Origin of the sequence: Vibrio superstes (genome assembly GCF_003569005.1) — a bacterium.
Taxonomy (GTDB): Bacteria; Pseudomonadota; Gammaproteobacteria; order Enterobacterales; family Vibrionaceae; genus Vibrio; species Vibrio superstes.
On the sequence record NZ_BCUR01000004.1, the window covers coordinates 585,679 to 602,292 of the forward strand.

Sequence of the window (16,614 nt, forward strand, 5' to 3'; positions counted from 1 at the left end):
CTGCATTGAATAGGCGTTCGCCATAATGTCTAACTTCGCCCAATATTACGGAACTAAGAATCGATGACTGACTATAAAGATACCCTGAACCTCCCAGAAACAGGGTTTCCAATGCGCGGTAATCTGGCGAATCGTGAACCAGAGATGCTTAAGCGTTGGTATAAAGAAGATCTTTACGGTGCTATCCGTGAAGCTAAAAAAGGCAATAAGCCTTTTGTTTTGCATGATGGCCCTCCATACGCAAACGGTGACATCCACATTGGTCACGCGCTAAATAAGATTCTTAAAGACATTATTATTAAATCAAAGACTCTTTCTGGTTACGATGCACCTTATATCCCAGGCTGGGACTGTCACGGTCTTCCAATCGAATTAATGGTTGAGAAGAAAAAAGGCAAGCCAGGGCATAAGATCTCTGCGGCTGAATTTCGTGAGGAGTGTCGTAAGTACGCTGCTGGTCAGGTTGAAGGTCAGAAAGAAAGCTTCAAGCGCCTTGGTATCATGGGCGAGTGGGATAAGCCATATCGCACTATGGACTTCGGTACTGAAGCCAACATCATTCGCGCTTTAGGTAAAATCGCAGATAACGGTCACCTATTGAAAGGCTTTAAGCCAGTTCACTGGTGCACGGACTGTGGTTCTGCTCTTGCAGAAGCCGAAGTGGAATACAAAGACAAGGTTTCTCCGTCAATCGATGTGAAATTTGCGGCGGCTGATGAAAAAGCAGTATTGAACAAATTCTCTCTAGCGGATGGCCATGAAGGCGAGGGTGACATTTCAGTTGTTATCTGGACAACGACGCCTTGGACTCTTCCTGCTAACCGCGCTGTATGTATGCGTGACGATCTTGAGTACGTGCTAGTTCAAGTAGAAGGTGAAAACCCTCAGCGCTTGATCCTTGCTTCTGATCTTGCAAAAGATGTGATGGATCGTGCGGGTATCGAGCACTTCCATAACCTTGGCTTTGCTAAGGGTGCTGACCTTGAACTGTTGAACTTCCAACATCCGTTCTATGACTTTACTGTTCCAGCGATCCTTGGTGAGCACGTAACAACAGATTCGGGTACTGGTATCGTTCATACCGCACCTGGACACGGTCAAGAAGACTTTGTTGTCGGCCAACATTACAACCTAGAGGTCGCTAACCCTGTGGGTTCAAATGGTGTGTATCTTCCAGATACTGAGCTGTTTGCTGGTCAGCACGTGTTTAAAGCAAATAACTCGGTACTAGAAGTACTTAAAGATAAAGGTGCTCTGCTACATCACCATGCTTATGAGCACAGCTACCCACATTGCTGGCGCCACAAAACGCCGATCATCTTCCGTGCTACGCCACAATGGTTTGTCTCTATGGATCAAGCTGGCTTGCGTACAAATGCACTTGAAGCTATCAAGGGCGTTCAATGGATGCCTGAGTGGGGTCAAAGCCGCATTGAAGGTATGGTTGAAGGTCGTCCAGAATGGTGTATTTCTCGTCAGCGTACTTGGGGTGTACCGATCACCTTGTTCGTACACAAAGAGACTTCTGAGCTTCATCCAGACACTCAACAACTTATCGAGAAAGTCGCTCAACTTGTTGAGCAAAAGGGCATTCAAGCTTGGTGGGATGTAGACGCAGTAGAACTTCTTGGTGAAGAAGACGCAGCAAATTACGAAAAAACTTTAGATACACTCGATGTATGGTTTGATTCTGGTGTGACTCACTACTCTGTAGTTGATGCTCGTGAAGAGTTTAACGGTGCAGGTGCTGATCTATACCTTGAAGGCTCAGACCAACACCGCGGCTGGTTCCAATCATCACTAATCTCTTCTATTGCAATGAAGGGTGAAGCACCGTACAAGCAAGTATTGACGCATGGCTTTGTGGTTGATGGCCAAGGCCGTAAGATGTCTAAATCAGTAGGTAACGTTGTTGCCCCTAAAGATGTGACGAACAAGCTAGGCGCAGATATTCTTCGTCTATGGGTCTCTTCTACTGATTATACTGGTGAAGTCGCGGTTTCTGATGAAATCCTAAAACGCAGTGCTGACGCATACCGTCGTATTCGTAACACCGCGCGTTTCTTCCTTGCAAACCTAAGTGGTTTCAACCCTGCAACCGACCTTGTTCCTGCAGAAGAGATGGTTGCGCTAGACCGCTGGGCAGTAGGTCGTGCACAAGCTGCACAACAGGAAATTGTTAAGGCTTACGAAGACTACAACACACATGCAGTAACACAGCGTTTGATGCAGTTCTGTTCTATCGAGATGGGCTCTTTCTACCTAGACGTAATTAAAGACCGTCAGTACACAGCCAAGCAGGGCAGCCATGCTCAACGCAGCTGTCAGACTGCACTTTACTACATCGTAGAAGCGCTTGTTCGTTGGATGGCACCAATCATGTCGTTCACTGCAGACGAGATCTGGAATGAAATGCCAGGTGAGCGCGATAAGTTTGTATTCACTGGTGAATGGTTCGATGGCCTATTCGGCTTAGCGGAAGGCGAAGAGCTAAACAACGAGTTCTGGGCTGACGTACAACAGGTTCGTGCTTCTGTGAACAAGCTTCTTGAAGACGCGCGTAAAGAGAAACTGATCGGTGGTTCACTTCAGGCTGAAGTCACTCTGTACGCAGACGACGCATTGGCGAGCAAGCTAAACAAGCTTAGTGATGAACTCCGTTTTGTTCTGTTGACGTCTCGCGCTGACGTAGCATCAGTAACAGACAAGCCTGATACTGCTCAGCAAACCGAGACTGAAGGCTTGTTCGTTCAAGTTAACGCGACTGAGCTTGAGAAGTGTGATCGTTGTTGGCACCACACTGCAGATGTAGGCACTATCGAAGGCCATGAAACAATCTGTGGTCGTTGTGTGTCAAACGTAGAAGGCGAAGGTGAGGTTCGTAAGTTTGCCTAATATGAACTTACTAAAACAAACAGGGTTACGCTGGCTTTGGCTAGCGGCTCTGATCTTTGTTGCAGATTTAGCAATAAAGCTGGTGGTGATGGACACCATGGGATATGGCTGGGCGAACCGCATTGAGGTATTGCCCTTCTTCAACCTGCTTTATGTACATAACTATGGTGCTGCATTTAGCTTCCTTGGCGACCAAGGTGGTTGGCAACGCTGGTTATTTACTGGCATCGCCTTTGCCGTATGCGGAATGTTGATGTTTTGGATGCGAAAACTACCTCAAACTGAAAAGTGGAATAACATTGCGTATTCACTGATCATTGGTGGCGCTCTAGGCAATGTTTTTGACCGTATCGTGCATGGTTTTGTGGTTGATTACCTCGATTTCTTCGTGGGAACGTATCACTGGCCTGCATTCAACCTTGCTGATAGCGCTATTTGTATTGGTGCTGGCATGGTTATTCTTGATGGCTTTATTAGCGGTAAACGCGACTCAGCTGGTTCTGCTGAGAAGTAATAACCTTTGATTGGGTGCTCGATAAGTGAGCACTTGATGGTGGTGGCAGTATATTTTACTTGTCACCGCTACAAGGTTTCGCTAGTATTGCGTCCGCCCTATGAAGGGGCGCGCTAGCTTTGTTGTAATCCAATTTAAATCACGATTATGACGCGCTGGCTCAACAATTTGGAACATAGGTGGAAAGATGTTTGAAACTCTACTTGTGATTTACCTGTTGGCTGCGCTTGGTGTGATTGGCCTAGTTCTGATTCAACAAGGTAAAGGCGCAGATATGGGAGCCTCGTTCGGTGCAGGCGCATCAAATACAGTATTTGGCGCAGGCGGCTCTAGTAACTTTTTAACCCGAATGACTGCAGTTTGTGCAACAGTCTTCATCGTTGTTTGTTTGTTTCTTGGTAATATGTCTACGCATAAAACCGAGTCTCAGTGGGTTGACCCAACAGCTGGTCAAACTATTCAAAAAACAGACGACGCAGTGAGTGAAATTCCAGCCGAAAAAGGCGCGGATATTCCTCAGTAAGCTGAAATGCTTATTGCCGAGATGGTGAAATTGGTAGACACGCCAGCATGAGGTGCTGGTGCCTTTGGTGTGAGGGTTCGAGTCCCTCTCTCGGCACCATATATTGTTTGAAAAGCAATCTATTAAGCATATAATGCTTAGTAGTCGGACGCGGGGTGGAGCAGCTTGGTAGCTCGTCGGGCTCATAACCCGAAGGTCGTCGGTTCAAATCCGGCCCCCGCAACCATTTTTAGTTGAGTCTGAATTTTCAAACATCATAACTGAAATTTTTCGGTTATGAGCTAAGCTTCTTTTAGCTTAGTGATATCAGGGTCCAGCAGCATAAAACCCCGACTATCGGGGTTTTTTGTTATCTGCGGTTTATCACTGTGGATGTGTGCTTGGTAAATGAAATGGGCTTTATGCCCTTTTTTTGTTTCTGGAGTGGTTGAACAATGACTGGTTTAGAAAGACAACTAACTGAGATGCTTGAAGCGCCTGTAGAGGCATTAGGTTATGAGTTAGTTGGACTTGAGTTTATTCGCGCGGGCGAATATTCGACATTACGCATTTATATCGATAGCGAAAACGGTATTAATGTTGACGATTGTGCTGAAGTAAGCCATCAGGTTAGTGCGGTAATGGATGTAGAAGATCCTATTTCTGTTGCTTATAACCTTGAAGTGTCTTCACCAGGACTTGAACGACCGCTTTTCAAAGCCGCACACTATGAACAGTTTGTAGGCCAAGAGGTCAGCATTGTGTTGAAGATGGGTGTTGGAAATCGCCGTAAGTGGAAGGGCGTTATCAAGGGTGTTGATGGTGAACTCATCACTGTTGAAACCGACAACCAAGATAATGAGTTTGCTCTGAGCAACATATCTAAAGCCAATCTGATCCCTAAGTTTTAAGTCTATTTAAAGAGGCTATAAGAATGAATAAAGAAATTCTAGCTGTAGTAGAAGCGGTTTCAAATGAGAAAGCCGTTCCTCGCGAGCGTATTTTTGAGGCGCTAGAAATCGCGCTTTCAACTGCGACAAAGAAAAAGTACGAGATGGAAATCGAAGTACGCGTTGAGATTGATCGCAAGAGTGGTAACTTCGAAACTTTCCGTCGCTGGGAAGTGGTTGCTGAAGTTGAAAATCCAACATTGGAAATGTCAATCGAAGCTGCACAGTTCGACGATGAAACACTGGGTTTAGGTGATTTCGTTGAAGACGAAATCGATTCGGTTAAATTTGACCGTATTACGGTGCAAACAGCGAAGCAAGTTATCGTACAAAAAGTACGTGAAGCAGAGCGTGAGCAAATCGTTGAGCAGTTTATTGATAACGAAGGTGAGCTAATCACTGGTGTTGTTAAGAAAGTAAACCGCGAAACTGTTGTTCTAGACCTTGGTAACAACGCTGAAGCCGTTATCCTTCGTGATGACCAGCTACCTCGTGAGAACTTCCGTCCAGGCGACCGTGTACGTGGTCTTCTTTATTCTGTACGCCCAGAAGCGCGTGGCTTCCAGCTATTCATTACTCGCTCTAAGCCTGAAATGCTAACTGAGCTATTCCGTATCGAAGTGCCTGAAATTGCAGAAGACATCATTGAGCTTAAAGCAGCAGCTCGTGATCCAGGTTCTCGTGCGAAGATCGCAGTTAAAACTAACGATCGCCGTATCGACCCAGTAGGTGCATGTGTGGGTATGCGTGGTGCACGCGTACAAGCTGTATCTGGTGAGTTAGGTAATGAGCGTATCGATATCATCCTTTGGGATGACAACCCAGCGCAATTCGTTATCAACGCAATGGCTCCTGCTGATGTGGCGTCAATCATCGTAGATGAAGACACGCACTCAATGGATATCGCTGTTGAAGCTGATAACCTAGCGCAAGCAATTGGCCGTAGTGGTCAAAACGTACGTTTGGCATCGCAACTTACTGGTTGGGAACTGAACGTAATGACTGTAGAAGACCTACAGAAGAAACACGAAGCAGAATCAACTGAAGCTATTGAAAGCTTCATGAAGCACCTAGACCTTGAACAAGATTTCGCAGAAATGTTGGTAGAAGAAGGCTTCTCAACTCTTGAAGAAGTGGCATACGTGCCAATGAGTGAGCTTTTGGAAATTAACGGTCTAGATGAAGATTTGGTCGAAGAACTACGTAGTCGAGCTAAAGATGCACTCACCACCCTTGCACTTGCGCAAGAAGAGTCGTTTGAAGGCCTGCACCCAGCTGATGACCTATTAGCATTAGAAGGCTTAGAGCGCGAAATGGCGTTCAAACTAGCTGCCAAAGGTGTAGTGACCCTAGAAGATCTTGCTGACCAAGGCACAGATGATCTTGAAGGTATCGACGATTTAACAGAAGAACGTGCTGGTAAGCTAATCATGGCTGCACGTAACATCTGTTGGTTTGGTGACGAAGAATAATCCGGCACGGAGGTAGTTGCATGACACAACTTACAGTTAAAGCCCTAAGTGAAGAAATTGGTACGCCGGTTGAGCGCTTAATTGAACAATTAGAAGACGCAGGTCTGAAAAAGAACTCTAGCGACAATGTAACTGACGAAGAAAAGCAGGCATTGTTGACGCACCTGAAGAAAGAACATGGTGATACGTCTGGCGAGTCTGAACCAACCCGTCTAACTTTACAACGTAAGAAGCGAAGCACACTGAGTGTTGCAGCTGGCGGCGGCAAGAGCAAGGATGTGACAGTAGAAGTACGTAAGAAGCGTACCTACGTGAAGCGTAGCTCTGTTGATGAGCAAGCTCGTCTAGAAGCTGAGGAAAAAGCTCGCCTAGAAGCAGAAGTTGCAGCGAAACAAGAAGCTGAAGAGAAAGCAAAACGCGAAGCTGAAGAAAAAGCACAGCGTGAAGCAGAAGCAAAAGCAAAACGTGACGCTGAAGAAAAAGCGAAACAAGAAGCAGCAGCTAAGGCGAAAGCTAACTCAACTGAAGCTCCACAAATTGACTCTGAAGAGCGTAAAGTGAAAGATCAAGCAGCAAAAGATGCGGCTGACCTAAAACGTCGCCAAGAAGAAGAAGCTAAGCGCAAAGCGGAACAAGAAGCAGAAAAACTTCTTGAAGACGCACGTAAACTTGCAGAAGAAAATGCAGAGCGCTGGGCAAAAGAAGAACAAACTAAGAAGACCGAGACTACGGACTACCACGTCACGACTTCTACTTACGCTCGTGAAGCTGAAGATGCAGCTGACCGCCGTGCAGATGGCGGTGGCCAACGTAAGAAGAAGAAGAAAAAGCCAGCTGATGCTAACGCAAATGCTCGTGGTAACAACCGTAACCAACGCGGTCAGCGCGGTCGTAAAGGCAAGCTAGCTAAGCCGACTTCAATGCAACAAGGTTTCGATAAGACAGCAACAGTAGCAAAAGCTGACGTTGCAATCGGCGAAACTATCGTTGTATCTGAACTGGCTAACAAGATGTCAGTTAAAGCAACTGAAGTGATCAAGGTTATGATGAAGATGGGCGCTATGGCGACTATCAACCAAGTAATCGACCAAGAAACTGCAGCACTTGTTGCTGAAGAAATGGGTCACAAAGTGGTTCTTCGTAAAGAGAACGAACTAGAAGAAGCAGTAATGTCAGATCGTGACAGCTCACTTGAGTCTGTATCACGTGCTCCTGTTGTTACTATCATGGGTCACGTTGACCACGGTAAAACTTCTACACTTGATTACATTCGTAAAGCACACGTTGCTGACGCGGAAGCGGGTGGTATTACCCAGCACATTGGTGCTTACCACGTAGAGACTGAGAACGGTATGATTACCTTCTTGGATACTCCTGGACACGCAGCGTTTACCGCAATGCGTGCTCGTGGTGCTCAAGCGACAGATATCGTAGTTCTAGTTGTTGCTGCAGATGATGGCGTAATGCCACAGACTGTGGAAGCGATTCAGCACGCACAAGCGGCTGGCGTTCCATTGATCGTTGCAGTGAACAAGATCGATAAAGAGGGTGCAAACCCAGACAACGTTAAGAACGAACTAGCACAGTACGACGTTATTCCTGAAGAGTGGGGCGGTGAGAACATGTTTGTTCACATCTCTGCGAAACAAGGTACTAACATCGAAGGTCTACTAGAAACTATCCTTCTACAATCTGAAGTTCTTGAACTTACAGCGGTAGCAGAAGGTATGGCATCTGGTGTGGTTGTAGAATCTCGCCTTGATAAAGGTCGCGGTCCTGTTGCAACGGTTCTTGTTCAGTCTGGTACGCTTAACAAAGGCGATATCCTACTTTGTGGTCAAGAATACGGCCGTGTTCGTGCAATGCGCGACGAGAACGGTGCTGAAATCACAGAAGCGGGTCCTTCTATCCCTGTAGAAATCATCGGTCTATCTGGTGTTCCTGCGTCAGGTGATGAAGCAACTGTAGTTCGTGATGAGCGTAAAGCTCGTGAAGTAGCAAACTACCGTCAAGGTAAATTCCGTGAAGTGAAACTAGCACGTCAACAGAAAGCGAAACTAGAGAACATGTTCTCTAACATGACTGCTGGTGAAGTTGCTGAGCTTAACGTTGTACTTAAAGCTGACGTTCAGGGTTCTGTGGAAGCTATCGCTGATTCTCTACGTAAACTTTCTACTGAAGAAGTGAAAGTGAACATCGTAGGTTCTGGTGTTGGTGGTATCACTGAAACTGACGCAGTACTTGCTGCAGCGTCTAACGCTATCGTACTTGGTTTCAACGTTCGTGCTGATGCATCTGCTCGCCGCGCTGTTGAGAACGAGAACCTAGACCTTCGTTACTACTCGATCATTTACCAATTGATTGACGAAGTTAAACAAGCGATGGGCGGTATGCTTGCTCCTGAATTCAGACAAGAAATCATTGGTCTTGCTGAAGTACGTGACGTATTTAAGTCACCTAAACTAGGCGCAATCGCTGGTTGTATGGTTACTGAAGGCGTGATTAAGCGTAACAACCCAATCCGTGTACTTCGTGAAAACGTTGTAATCTACGAAGGTGAGCTAGAATCTCTACGCCGCTTTAAAGATGACGTACAAGAAGTTAAGAATGGCTACGAGTGTGGTATCGGCGTTAAGAACTACAATGATGTTCGCGTTGGTGACCAAATCGAAGTATTCGAAATCGTTGAAGTTAAGCGTACTCTTGACTAATCAACACATTGACAAAAATTGTCTGACCCCTAAGGTTAGATAATTGGTTGTTGAATACACCATGGGGGGCTTATGCCCCTCATTATTTTTTCTAAAGTGAGAAAAACAATGTCAAAAGAATTTAGCCGCACACAGCGTGTGTCGCAACAATTGCAAAAAGAACTGGCTGTTCTACTACAGCGTGAAGTTCGTGACTCTCGTATCGGAATGGTGACCATTTCAGACGTAGAAGTATCTCGTGACTTAGCAGTTGCAAAAGTATTTGTTACCTTCTTCTGTGTGGGTGAGCAAACGCCAGAGTCTTGCCTTGCTGCTCTTCAAGAGCATGAAGTTGAGATTCGCATGATGCTAGGTAAGCGTATCCGCCTTCGCCTAACTCCTGAAGTTCGCTTTGTTTACGACAACACTCTCGTTGAAGGCATGCGCATGTCTAATCTTGTGAGCGAAGTTGTTTCTAAAGATGCGAAGAAGAAAGCAGAGTCAGGTCGCGAGGACGAAGAGTAATGGCAAGACGTCGTAAAGGTCGTCCAGTTAACGGCGTCGTATTGCTGGATAAACCAACCGGAATCTCTTCAAATGATGCGCTACAGAAAGTAAAGCGCATCTACTTTGCTGAAAAAGCGGGCCATACTGGTGCTCTTGATCCTCTAGCAACGGGCATGCTGCCTATTTGCTTAGGTGAAGCGACCAAGTTTTCGCAGTTCTTGTTGGACTCCGATAAGCGTTATCGCACCATTGCTAAGTTGGGTGAGCGTACTAACACCTCAGATTCTGATGGTGAGGTAGTGGAAACACGCCCGGTCTCCGTCACGAAAGATCAGCTGCTAGATGCGATTGCTACCTTCCGTGGCACAACGGATCAAGTCCCTTCTATGTTTTCAGCATTGAAGTATCAGGGCAAGCCTCTGTACGAATATGCACGTGAAGGTATCGAAGTGCCTCGTGAATCTCGCAAGATCACTGTGTACGAGATTGAACTGATTCGCTTTGAAGGTGATGAAGTTGAACTCGAAGTTCACTGCTCTAAAGGTACCTACATCCGCACTATTGTTGATGACCTTGGCGAAATGCTAGGTTGTGGTGCTCACGTTACTTATTTACGTCGTACTGGTGTTGCTAAATATCCGTACGAAAAGATGGTGACACTGGAGCAACTGCAAGAGCTACTTGATAAAGCGAATGCTGAAGAGATTGCACCGAAAGAGCTATTGGATGAGCTATTGCTACCAATGGATACCGCGGTAGAAGACTTGCCAGAAGTGAACTTGATTCCAGAATTAACGGATATGGTTCAGCACGGTCAACCTGTACAGGTATTTGGTGCACCAAGCGAAGGCGTGGTTCGCATGACTTCAGGTGAAGAAAAAACCTTTATCGGCGTTGCTGAAATTGATGATGATGGACGTATCGCACCGAAACGCTTAGTGGTGTTTAGAGACGAAGTTGAAAGTTAATAGCGTTAAGCTTTAAGCCGGACATTAGTACACATTTAATACCAGATACATCATAGCTGAGGACTTTTATCGGCTATGTCTGGATGATTAAGATTCCCGATAAAACACTCGGGAATGACAGTGTTATAGTCATCCCCGAATGCTTTTATCGGGGATCTCTTTGCCATCAGACCCTCTCTAGCAACGGCAAGTATGCCGAGGCCTAGAGCGGTCGGGTATATTAGAGGGCATTCTGCTCAAGAGGCAGACATTAAGCTATCGGAAACTCGATAACTTTTAATTATTGCTTTAATGTTTTCTTGTCAGTATAATCCGCGCTTCGCGTAGCGGCTGAATCAGAGATTGGCGCTACAACTTTTAAACTTACTCTTATCAGGAGAGAATTATGTCTCTGAATGCAGAAACTAAAGCAGCGATCGTTGCAGAATACGCACAAGGTGAAGGCGATACAGGTTCACCAGAAGTTCAAGTAGCTCTACTTACAGCTTCTATCAACCACCTTCAAGGTCACTTTGCGAACCACAAGCACGATCACCACAGCCGTCGTGGTCTGCTACGTATGGTTTCTCGTCGCCGTAAGCTTCTAGATTACCTTAAAGGTAAAAACCTAGCTCGCTACCAAGACCTAATCAAACGTCTAGGCCTACGTCGCTAATTAAGCGACTGCGTCAAGCAGTTTGAAGAAAAAGGAGCCTATGGCTCCTTTTTTTGTATCTGTTGACCCATCCTAAATAAGGTTGAACAACACTCTGACTAGAATGTTTTCAGGTATAGCTCAGCTTTTTCCGCTCTAGATTACAAAATCTAACTCAAGTAGTTTATACTACGCCTCGTTATTTGTATTTTCACGAATAGCTACCGACCCAACACATTACAGTCACAGATTGTCGGCCAATAGGTCGCGACTATTACAAGTAGATTCAAGACCTGTCTTTAGTCTGTTTTTACTAGTCGCGATTAGTAATGGTTTGGGTTTTCACTAAATTTTTCTATGGCTCAAAGGCTATGGAACAAGGAAACAAGAATGTTCGAAAAACCAGTTGTTAAGACTTTCCAGTACGGTAACCACACGGTTACTCTAGAGACTGGCGTAATTGCACGTCAAGCTACCGCTGCTGTTATGGCGACAATGGACGATACTTCAGTATTCGTATCTGTTGTTGCTAAAAAAGAAGCGGTAGAAGGCCAAGATTTCTTCCCTCTAACAGTAAACTACCAAGAGCGTACTTACGCTGCAGGTAAAATCCCTGGTGGTTTCTTCAAGCGTGAAGGCCGTCCTTCTGAAGGCGAAACACTAACGGCTCGTCTTATCGACCGTCCAATTCGTCCTCTATTCCCAGAAGGCTTCAAGAACGAAGTTCAGGTTATCGCGACAGTAATGTCTGTTAACCCTGACGTACAACCAGACATGATCACTATGCTTGCAACATCTGCAGCATTGTCTATCTCTGGTGTTCCATTCAACGGTCCTATCGGTGCAGCACGTGTTGCTCACATCGATGGCGAGCTAGTGCTTAACCCGTCAATGACTGAACTAGAAAGCTCTAAGCTTGACCTAGTTGTTTCTGGTACTGAAGGCGCTGTTCTTATGGTTGAGTCTCAAGCAGACAACCTAACAGAAGAAGAGATGCTAGCGGCTGTTGTTTACGGTCACGACCAACAACAAGTTGCTATCCAAGCGATTAACGAATTTGCGGCAGAAGTAGCAACTCCTTCTTGGAACTGGGAAGCACCAGCTGAAAACACTGAGCTTGTAAACAAGATTGCTGCACTAGCAGAAGCACAAGTTGTTGAAGCTTACCAAATCACTGAGAAGATGGCGCGTTATGACCGTATCCATCAGATCGGCGACGAAGTAAAAGCAACTCTACTTGCTGAAAACGCTGAGCTTAACCCGAAAGAAATCCACACTATCTTCCATGATCTTGAGAAGACAGTAGTACGTCGTGGCATCATTGCGGGTAACCCTCGTATCGATGGTCGTGAAAAAGACATGGTTCGTGCTCTAGACGTACGTACTGGCGTTCTTCCTCGTACTCACGGTTCTGCACTATTTACTCGTGGTGAAACTCAGGCGATCGTTACTGCAACTCTTGGTACTCAACGTGATGCACAAATCATCGACGAGCTAACAGGCGAGCGTAAAGACAACTTCCTACTGCACTACAACTTCCCTCCATACTGTGTAGGTGAAACTGGTTTTGTTGGTTCTCCTAAGCGTCGTGAAATCGGCCACGGTAAACTGGCTAAGCGTGGTATTGCAGCGGTAATGCCTTCAGTTGAAGAATTCCCATACACCGTTCGTGTTGTATCGGAAATCACAGAATCTAACGGTTCTTCTTCAATGGCTTCTGTATGTGGTACTTCTCTTGCTCTTATGGATGCAGGTGTGCCAATTAAAGCTTCTGTTGCGGGTATCGCAATGGGTCTAGTTAAAGAAGGCGACGACTTCGTTGTTCTTTCTGACATCCTAGGCGACGAAGATCACCTTGGTGACATGGACTTTAAAGTAGCCGGTACTAACGACGGTATCACTGCACTGCAGATGGATATCAAGATCGAAGGTATCACTAAAGAGATCATGCAAATTGCTCTTAACCAAGCGCAAGGTGCACGTAAGCACATCCTATCTGTAATGGATGACGCTATCTCAGGTGCTCGTGAAGAAATTTCTCAATTCGCTCCACGTATTCACCAAATGAAGATCAACCCTGAGAAGATCCGTGACGTTATCGGTAAAGGCGGCGCAGTTATCCGTTCACTTTGTGAAGAAACTGGCACAACTATCGAGATCGAAGACGACGGTACAGTGAAGATCGCAGCAACTTCTGGCGAACAAGCACAAGATGCAATCGACCGCATCAAGGCGCTAACGGCTGAAGTAGAAGTGGGCACTATCTACGTAGGTAAAGTCGCTCGTCTAGCTGACTTCGGTGCGTTCGTTACTATCCTTCCTGGTAAAGATGGTCTAGTACATATCTCTCAAATCGCTGACAAGCGTGTAGAGAAAGTATCTGACTACCTAACTGAAGGCCAAGAAGTGAAAGTTAAGGTTCTTGAGATCGACCGTCAAGGTCGTGTACGTCTAAGCATGAAGGAAGCTGTTGAAGCTCCTGCAGCAGATGACGCAGCACCAGCCGCTGAATAATATTGATTTTTAAGAAAAAATTGATGTATGTGTAAATAAAGAGGAGCTTTTTAGCTCCTCTTTTTCTATGCTAAAGGGATATGATTCGAATTCGATGATCCACATGGAGGTAGTATTTCGTGAAATGGTTTAGTGTGCTGATAGCGGGTGTAGTACTGATGATGTCCGGCTGTTCAAGCATCGGCGGTCAGAGTCAACAATGGGCGCCACCACCGATGGCCGTTCCTCTGCAGCCTTCAATCCAACAAGAAGTACAGATTGCGCGTACAACGCAACTGCTGTTACGCAATGATATTAATGATAAAGAAAGGGCAGAACTGCATTTTCAGCGTGGTGTTTACTACGATAGCCTAGGGCTAAGAGAGTTGGCACGTTACGACTTCAATCAAAGCCTATCTATTAATCCGGCTCAACCGGACATCTTTAACTTGCTTGGCGTTTACTTTACTCAGGTAGGACAGTATGACGCGGCCTACGAGGCGTTTGATTCCACTTTAGAGTTAGACCCTAGTAATCAGTATGCAGAGCGTAACAGGGCGATAGCGCTCTATTACGGTGATAGAGTGGATTTAGCTTTAGAGGAAATGACTCGTCATTACAATGATGATCCAAGCGATCCGTTTCGCGCATTATGGTTGTATATCATTGAGGAAGAAACCAATCAGCAGCTAGCGTTCGAGAAACTAAGTAAAAGCTACGCTAATCGAGATCAAGAGTGGGGCTGGATTCTGGTGGGCTTGATGCTGGATGAAGTTCCAGAAGATGATGCCTTTATGGAGGTAGCTGCAGGGGCGAAAGATAACTTAACCTTAGCTCAGCGACTAACAGAAGCCTATTTCTACCTTGCAAAGCGACATCAGCTAAAAGGAGAGTATGCTGAAGCGGTTAGCTTGTATAAGCTTTCTTTAAGCCTGAACGTCTACGAATATGTTGAACATAGATATGCGTTTCTTGAGTTAGGACGGATTTTTTCTGATATTCGCGCTGAACGAAAACAGCAGTTAGAGCAAACTTCGCAGGAAAATGAATAATTAATGTCATTTTATTGAACTTACTTTTGTCTCTAGACTCTTACAAATACCGTACTCATTGAGGCGGTATTTTTTGTTTTTACTCCCATCACCGTAGTTATTGTTCCATTCATCATCGTTACCGTCTTTATTTCTTTCATAAATTTCAAAAACATGAAAGTTATGAAAGAAACTCTTCAAGAACACACTTCCTCCTTTGATATTTTTGTGACCATTTTCTGCTATCTCATGAAATGAAACCGCTTTCTCAAAGTGTGGACTATGGGGGTTAATTTGTTAACTCATTGTATTTATTGATGTGTTGCGTTTCATGTGTCCTATGAATATTTCATGGGATTCCTATCCATCATTCATTGTGAGGTATCGCTGAACTTTCATCTCTTTCATCAGATAACATTTGTTTCGTGGACATAAAACCTATAACAAAACTAGGAAATAACATGAAACTTTTTAAACTCTTACCTCTATCCCTTGCAGTGGCTGGTACCCTAGCTTCTGCTGGCGCTCTTGCCGATAATCACGACATCGATGCAATGGAAGCTCGTCTTGCTGAGCTTGAAGCTCGCGTTGGCGGTGAATTCAATGACACTCAACAACCAGCGGTACTAAACGCACAGTCTGAAGTTCCTCTAGGTATCGTATTCTCTGGTTATGCTCGCTACGGTGCGGGTTACCAAAGTGGTGACTCTCTTTATGTTGGTACTGCGGGCTCTCTAAACGCAAATGCAACAGGTCGCCTAGGTAACGAACAAAACGGTGGTGAAATCCAGTTTGCTAAAGCATTCGAAAGTGAAAAAGGTGCAATCTGGGACATCGTATTCATGGTAGACCATTGGGCTGATGCTTCTTGGGCTAACGACGGTGGTGTTCAAGTTAAGAAGCTATACGCTGGTGCATCGAATGTATTTGAATCTCAACCTGACCTATACATCTGGGCAGGTCGTGACTTCCACCAACGTCCACAGACAGATCTAGATGATTACTTCTGGATGAGCCATGATGGTCAAGGTGCTGGTTTCTACAACCTAAGCCTTGGTGGCATTAAACTGGACTTTGGTGTTGTTGGCCAAGTTGATGGTGAGATGGTAGGTGATAACGGTAAGTACGCTGCAACTTCTAAACTTCATGGAATGGAGTTTGGTGGTCTAGATCTTGCTTTCTACGCAAACTACGGCTTCAAATCTGAAAAACTAGAAGATGACAACGGCGTTGCTGATAGCGCATACCAAGTAGCGGCAGAAATGAAATTCTCTGGTCAGAAGTTCATTGTTCGTTACTCTGACAACGCAAAAGACAGTGTATATGACCTAGCTGAAGACCAAGAAGCATTGCTATTCAGCCTTGGTGGTGGTTTCGGTCTGACTGATAACGCTGGCATCCAATACCAAGCGGCTTACCAAACACTAACAGGTGACGCAGTAGAAGATCGTGCAAACTACAACATCATTGTTCGCCCAACATACCAGTGGAACGACGTTCACTCTACTTGGCTTGAAGGTGGTTACAACGTAGTTGATTACGATGATATCGATGCAACTAACTCATCTTGGAAAGTAACACTGTCTCAAAACATCGCAATCGGTGGTATGACTTGGTCTCGTCCAATGCTTCGCTTCTACGCAACAGTGGGTGAGGCGGATAACGAGTACACAGGCAAGAATGCAGATGGTTCATACCAAACTAGCAACCCAGACACTCTAACTGTTGGTGCTATGTTCGAGGCATGGTGGTAAGCACTAGCTAACTGTTAATTTGATGTAAGTTCTTCAATTGGTCCCTTTTCCCTTGAAGGGGCCATTTTTTCGACAAAATAACTCCCGTCGGTTGGGTACCTTGGTGCCCACTTTTCTTCACTCGTTAATATAAAAACTTAAAGTTAGTGCTCCAATCGAGCATGAAAGCGTTAGATCGATCAAACTTCTAATGTTCAATGAATA

The 16,614-nt window shown here is 45.3% G+C and carries 12 protein-coding genes and 2 tRNA genes; all 14 read left to right on the forward strand.

Annotation, left to right across the window (positions count from 1 at the left end):
• The first annotated feature begins 63 nt into the window (after positions 1–63).
• The gene (gene ileS, locus D5I41_RS10690) at positions 64–2,895 is read left to right on the forward strand and encodes an isoleucine--tRNA ligase (protein WP_119009779.1); all 2,832 of its coding nucleotides are present in this window, start codon (positions 64–66) and stop codon (positions 2,893–2,895) included.
• A 1-nt stretch (position 2,896) separates the two neighbouring features.
• Positions 2,897–3,409, forward strand: coding sequence for a signal peptidase II (gene lspA / locus D5I41_RS10695; protein ID WP_162892822.1), 513 nt, complete (start codon positions 2,897–2,899; stop codon positions 3,407–3,409).
• Between the two features lie 187 nt (positions 3,410–3,596).
• A complete protein-coding gene (gene secG / locus D5I41_RS10700) occupies positions 3,597–3,932 on the forward strand; it encodes a preprotein translocase subunit SecG (protein ID WP_017028907.1) in 336 nt (111 codons plus the stop codon).
• A 15-nt stretch (positions 3,933–3,947) separates the two neighbouring features.
• Positions 3,948–4,031 (forward strand) — tRNA-Leu (locus D5I41_RS10705).
• A gap of 50 nt (positions 4,032–4,081) precedes the next feature.
• Positions 4,082–4,158, forward strand: a tRNA-Met gene (locus tag D5I41_RS10710).
• A 208-nt stretch (positions 4,159–4,366) separates the two neighbouring features.
• Positions 4,367–4,822: a ribosome maturation factor RimP gene (rimP, locus tag D5I41_RS10715; protein ID WP_017028906.1), complete on the forward strand. Its 456-nt coding sequence runs from the start codon at positions 4,367–4,369 to the stop codon at positions 4,820–4,822.
• Positions 4,823–4,845: 23 nt separating this feature from the next.
• On the forward strand, positions 4,846–6,333 hold the full coding sequence (nusA, locus tag D5I41_RS10720) for a transcription termination factor NusA (protein ID WP_119009781.1): 1,488 nt from the start codon (positions 4,846–4,848) through the stop codon (positions 6,331–6,333).
• 20 nt (positions 6,334–6,353) lie between these two features.
• A complete protein-coding gene (gene infB / locus D5I41_RS10725; RefSeq protein WP_119009782.1) occupies positions 6,354–9,044 on the forward strand; it encodes a translation initiation factor IF-2 in 2,691 nt (896 codons plus the stop codon).
• A gap of 108 nt (positions 9,045–9,152) precedes the next feature.
• Positions 9,153–9,548: a 30S ribosome-binding factor RbfA gene (gene rbfA, locus D5I41_RS10730; RefSeq protein ID WP_026026188.1), complete on the forward strand. Its 396-nt coding sequence runs from the start codon at positions 9,153–9,155 to the stop codon at positions 9,546–9,548.
• Positions 9,548–10,498: a tRNA pseudouridine(55) synthase TruB gene (gene truB / locus D5I41_RS10735; protein WP_119009783.1), complete on the forward strand. Its 951-nt coding sequence runs from the start codon at positions 9,548–9,550 to the stop codon at positions 10,496–10,498. The genes rbfA and truB overlap by 1 nt, the downstream gene beginning before the upstream one ends.
• A gap of 385 nt (positions 10,499–10,883) precedes the next feature.
• Positions 10,884–11,153, forward strand: a complete 270-nt coding sequence (gene rpsO / locus D5I41_RS10740) for a 30S ribosomal protein S15 (protein WP_119009784.1) — start codon at positions 10,884–10,886, stop codon at positions 11,151–11,153.
• 369 nt (positions 11,154–11,522) lie between these two features.
• Complete coding sequence (gene pnp, locus D5I41_RS10745) at positions 11,523–13,646, forward strand: polyribonucleotide nucleotidyltransferase (protein WP_119009785.1); 2,124 nt, start codon at positions 11,523–11,525, stop codon at positions 13,644–13,646.
• Between the two features lie 119 nt (positions 13,647–13,765).
• Complete coding sequence (nlpI, locus tag D5I41_RS10750) at positions 13,766–14,677, forward strand: lipoprotein NlpI (protein WP_119009786.1); 912 nt, start codon at positions 13,766–13,768, stop codon at positions 14,675–14,677.
• Positions 14,678–15,117: 440 nt separating this feature from the next.
• Positions 15,118–16,410: a carbohydrate porin gene (locus tag D5I41_RS10760; protein WP_119009788.1), complete on the forward strand. Its 1,293-nt coding sequence runs from the start codon at positions 15,118–15,120 to the stop codon at positions 16,408–16,410.
• The last annotated feature ends 204 nt before the right edge of the window (positions 16,411–16,614 follow it).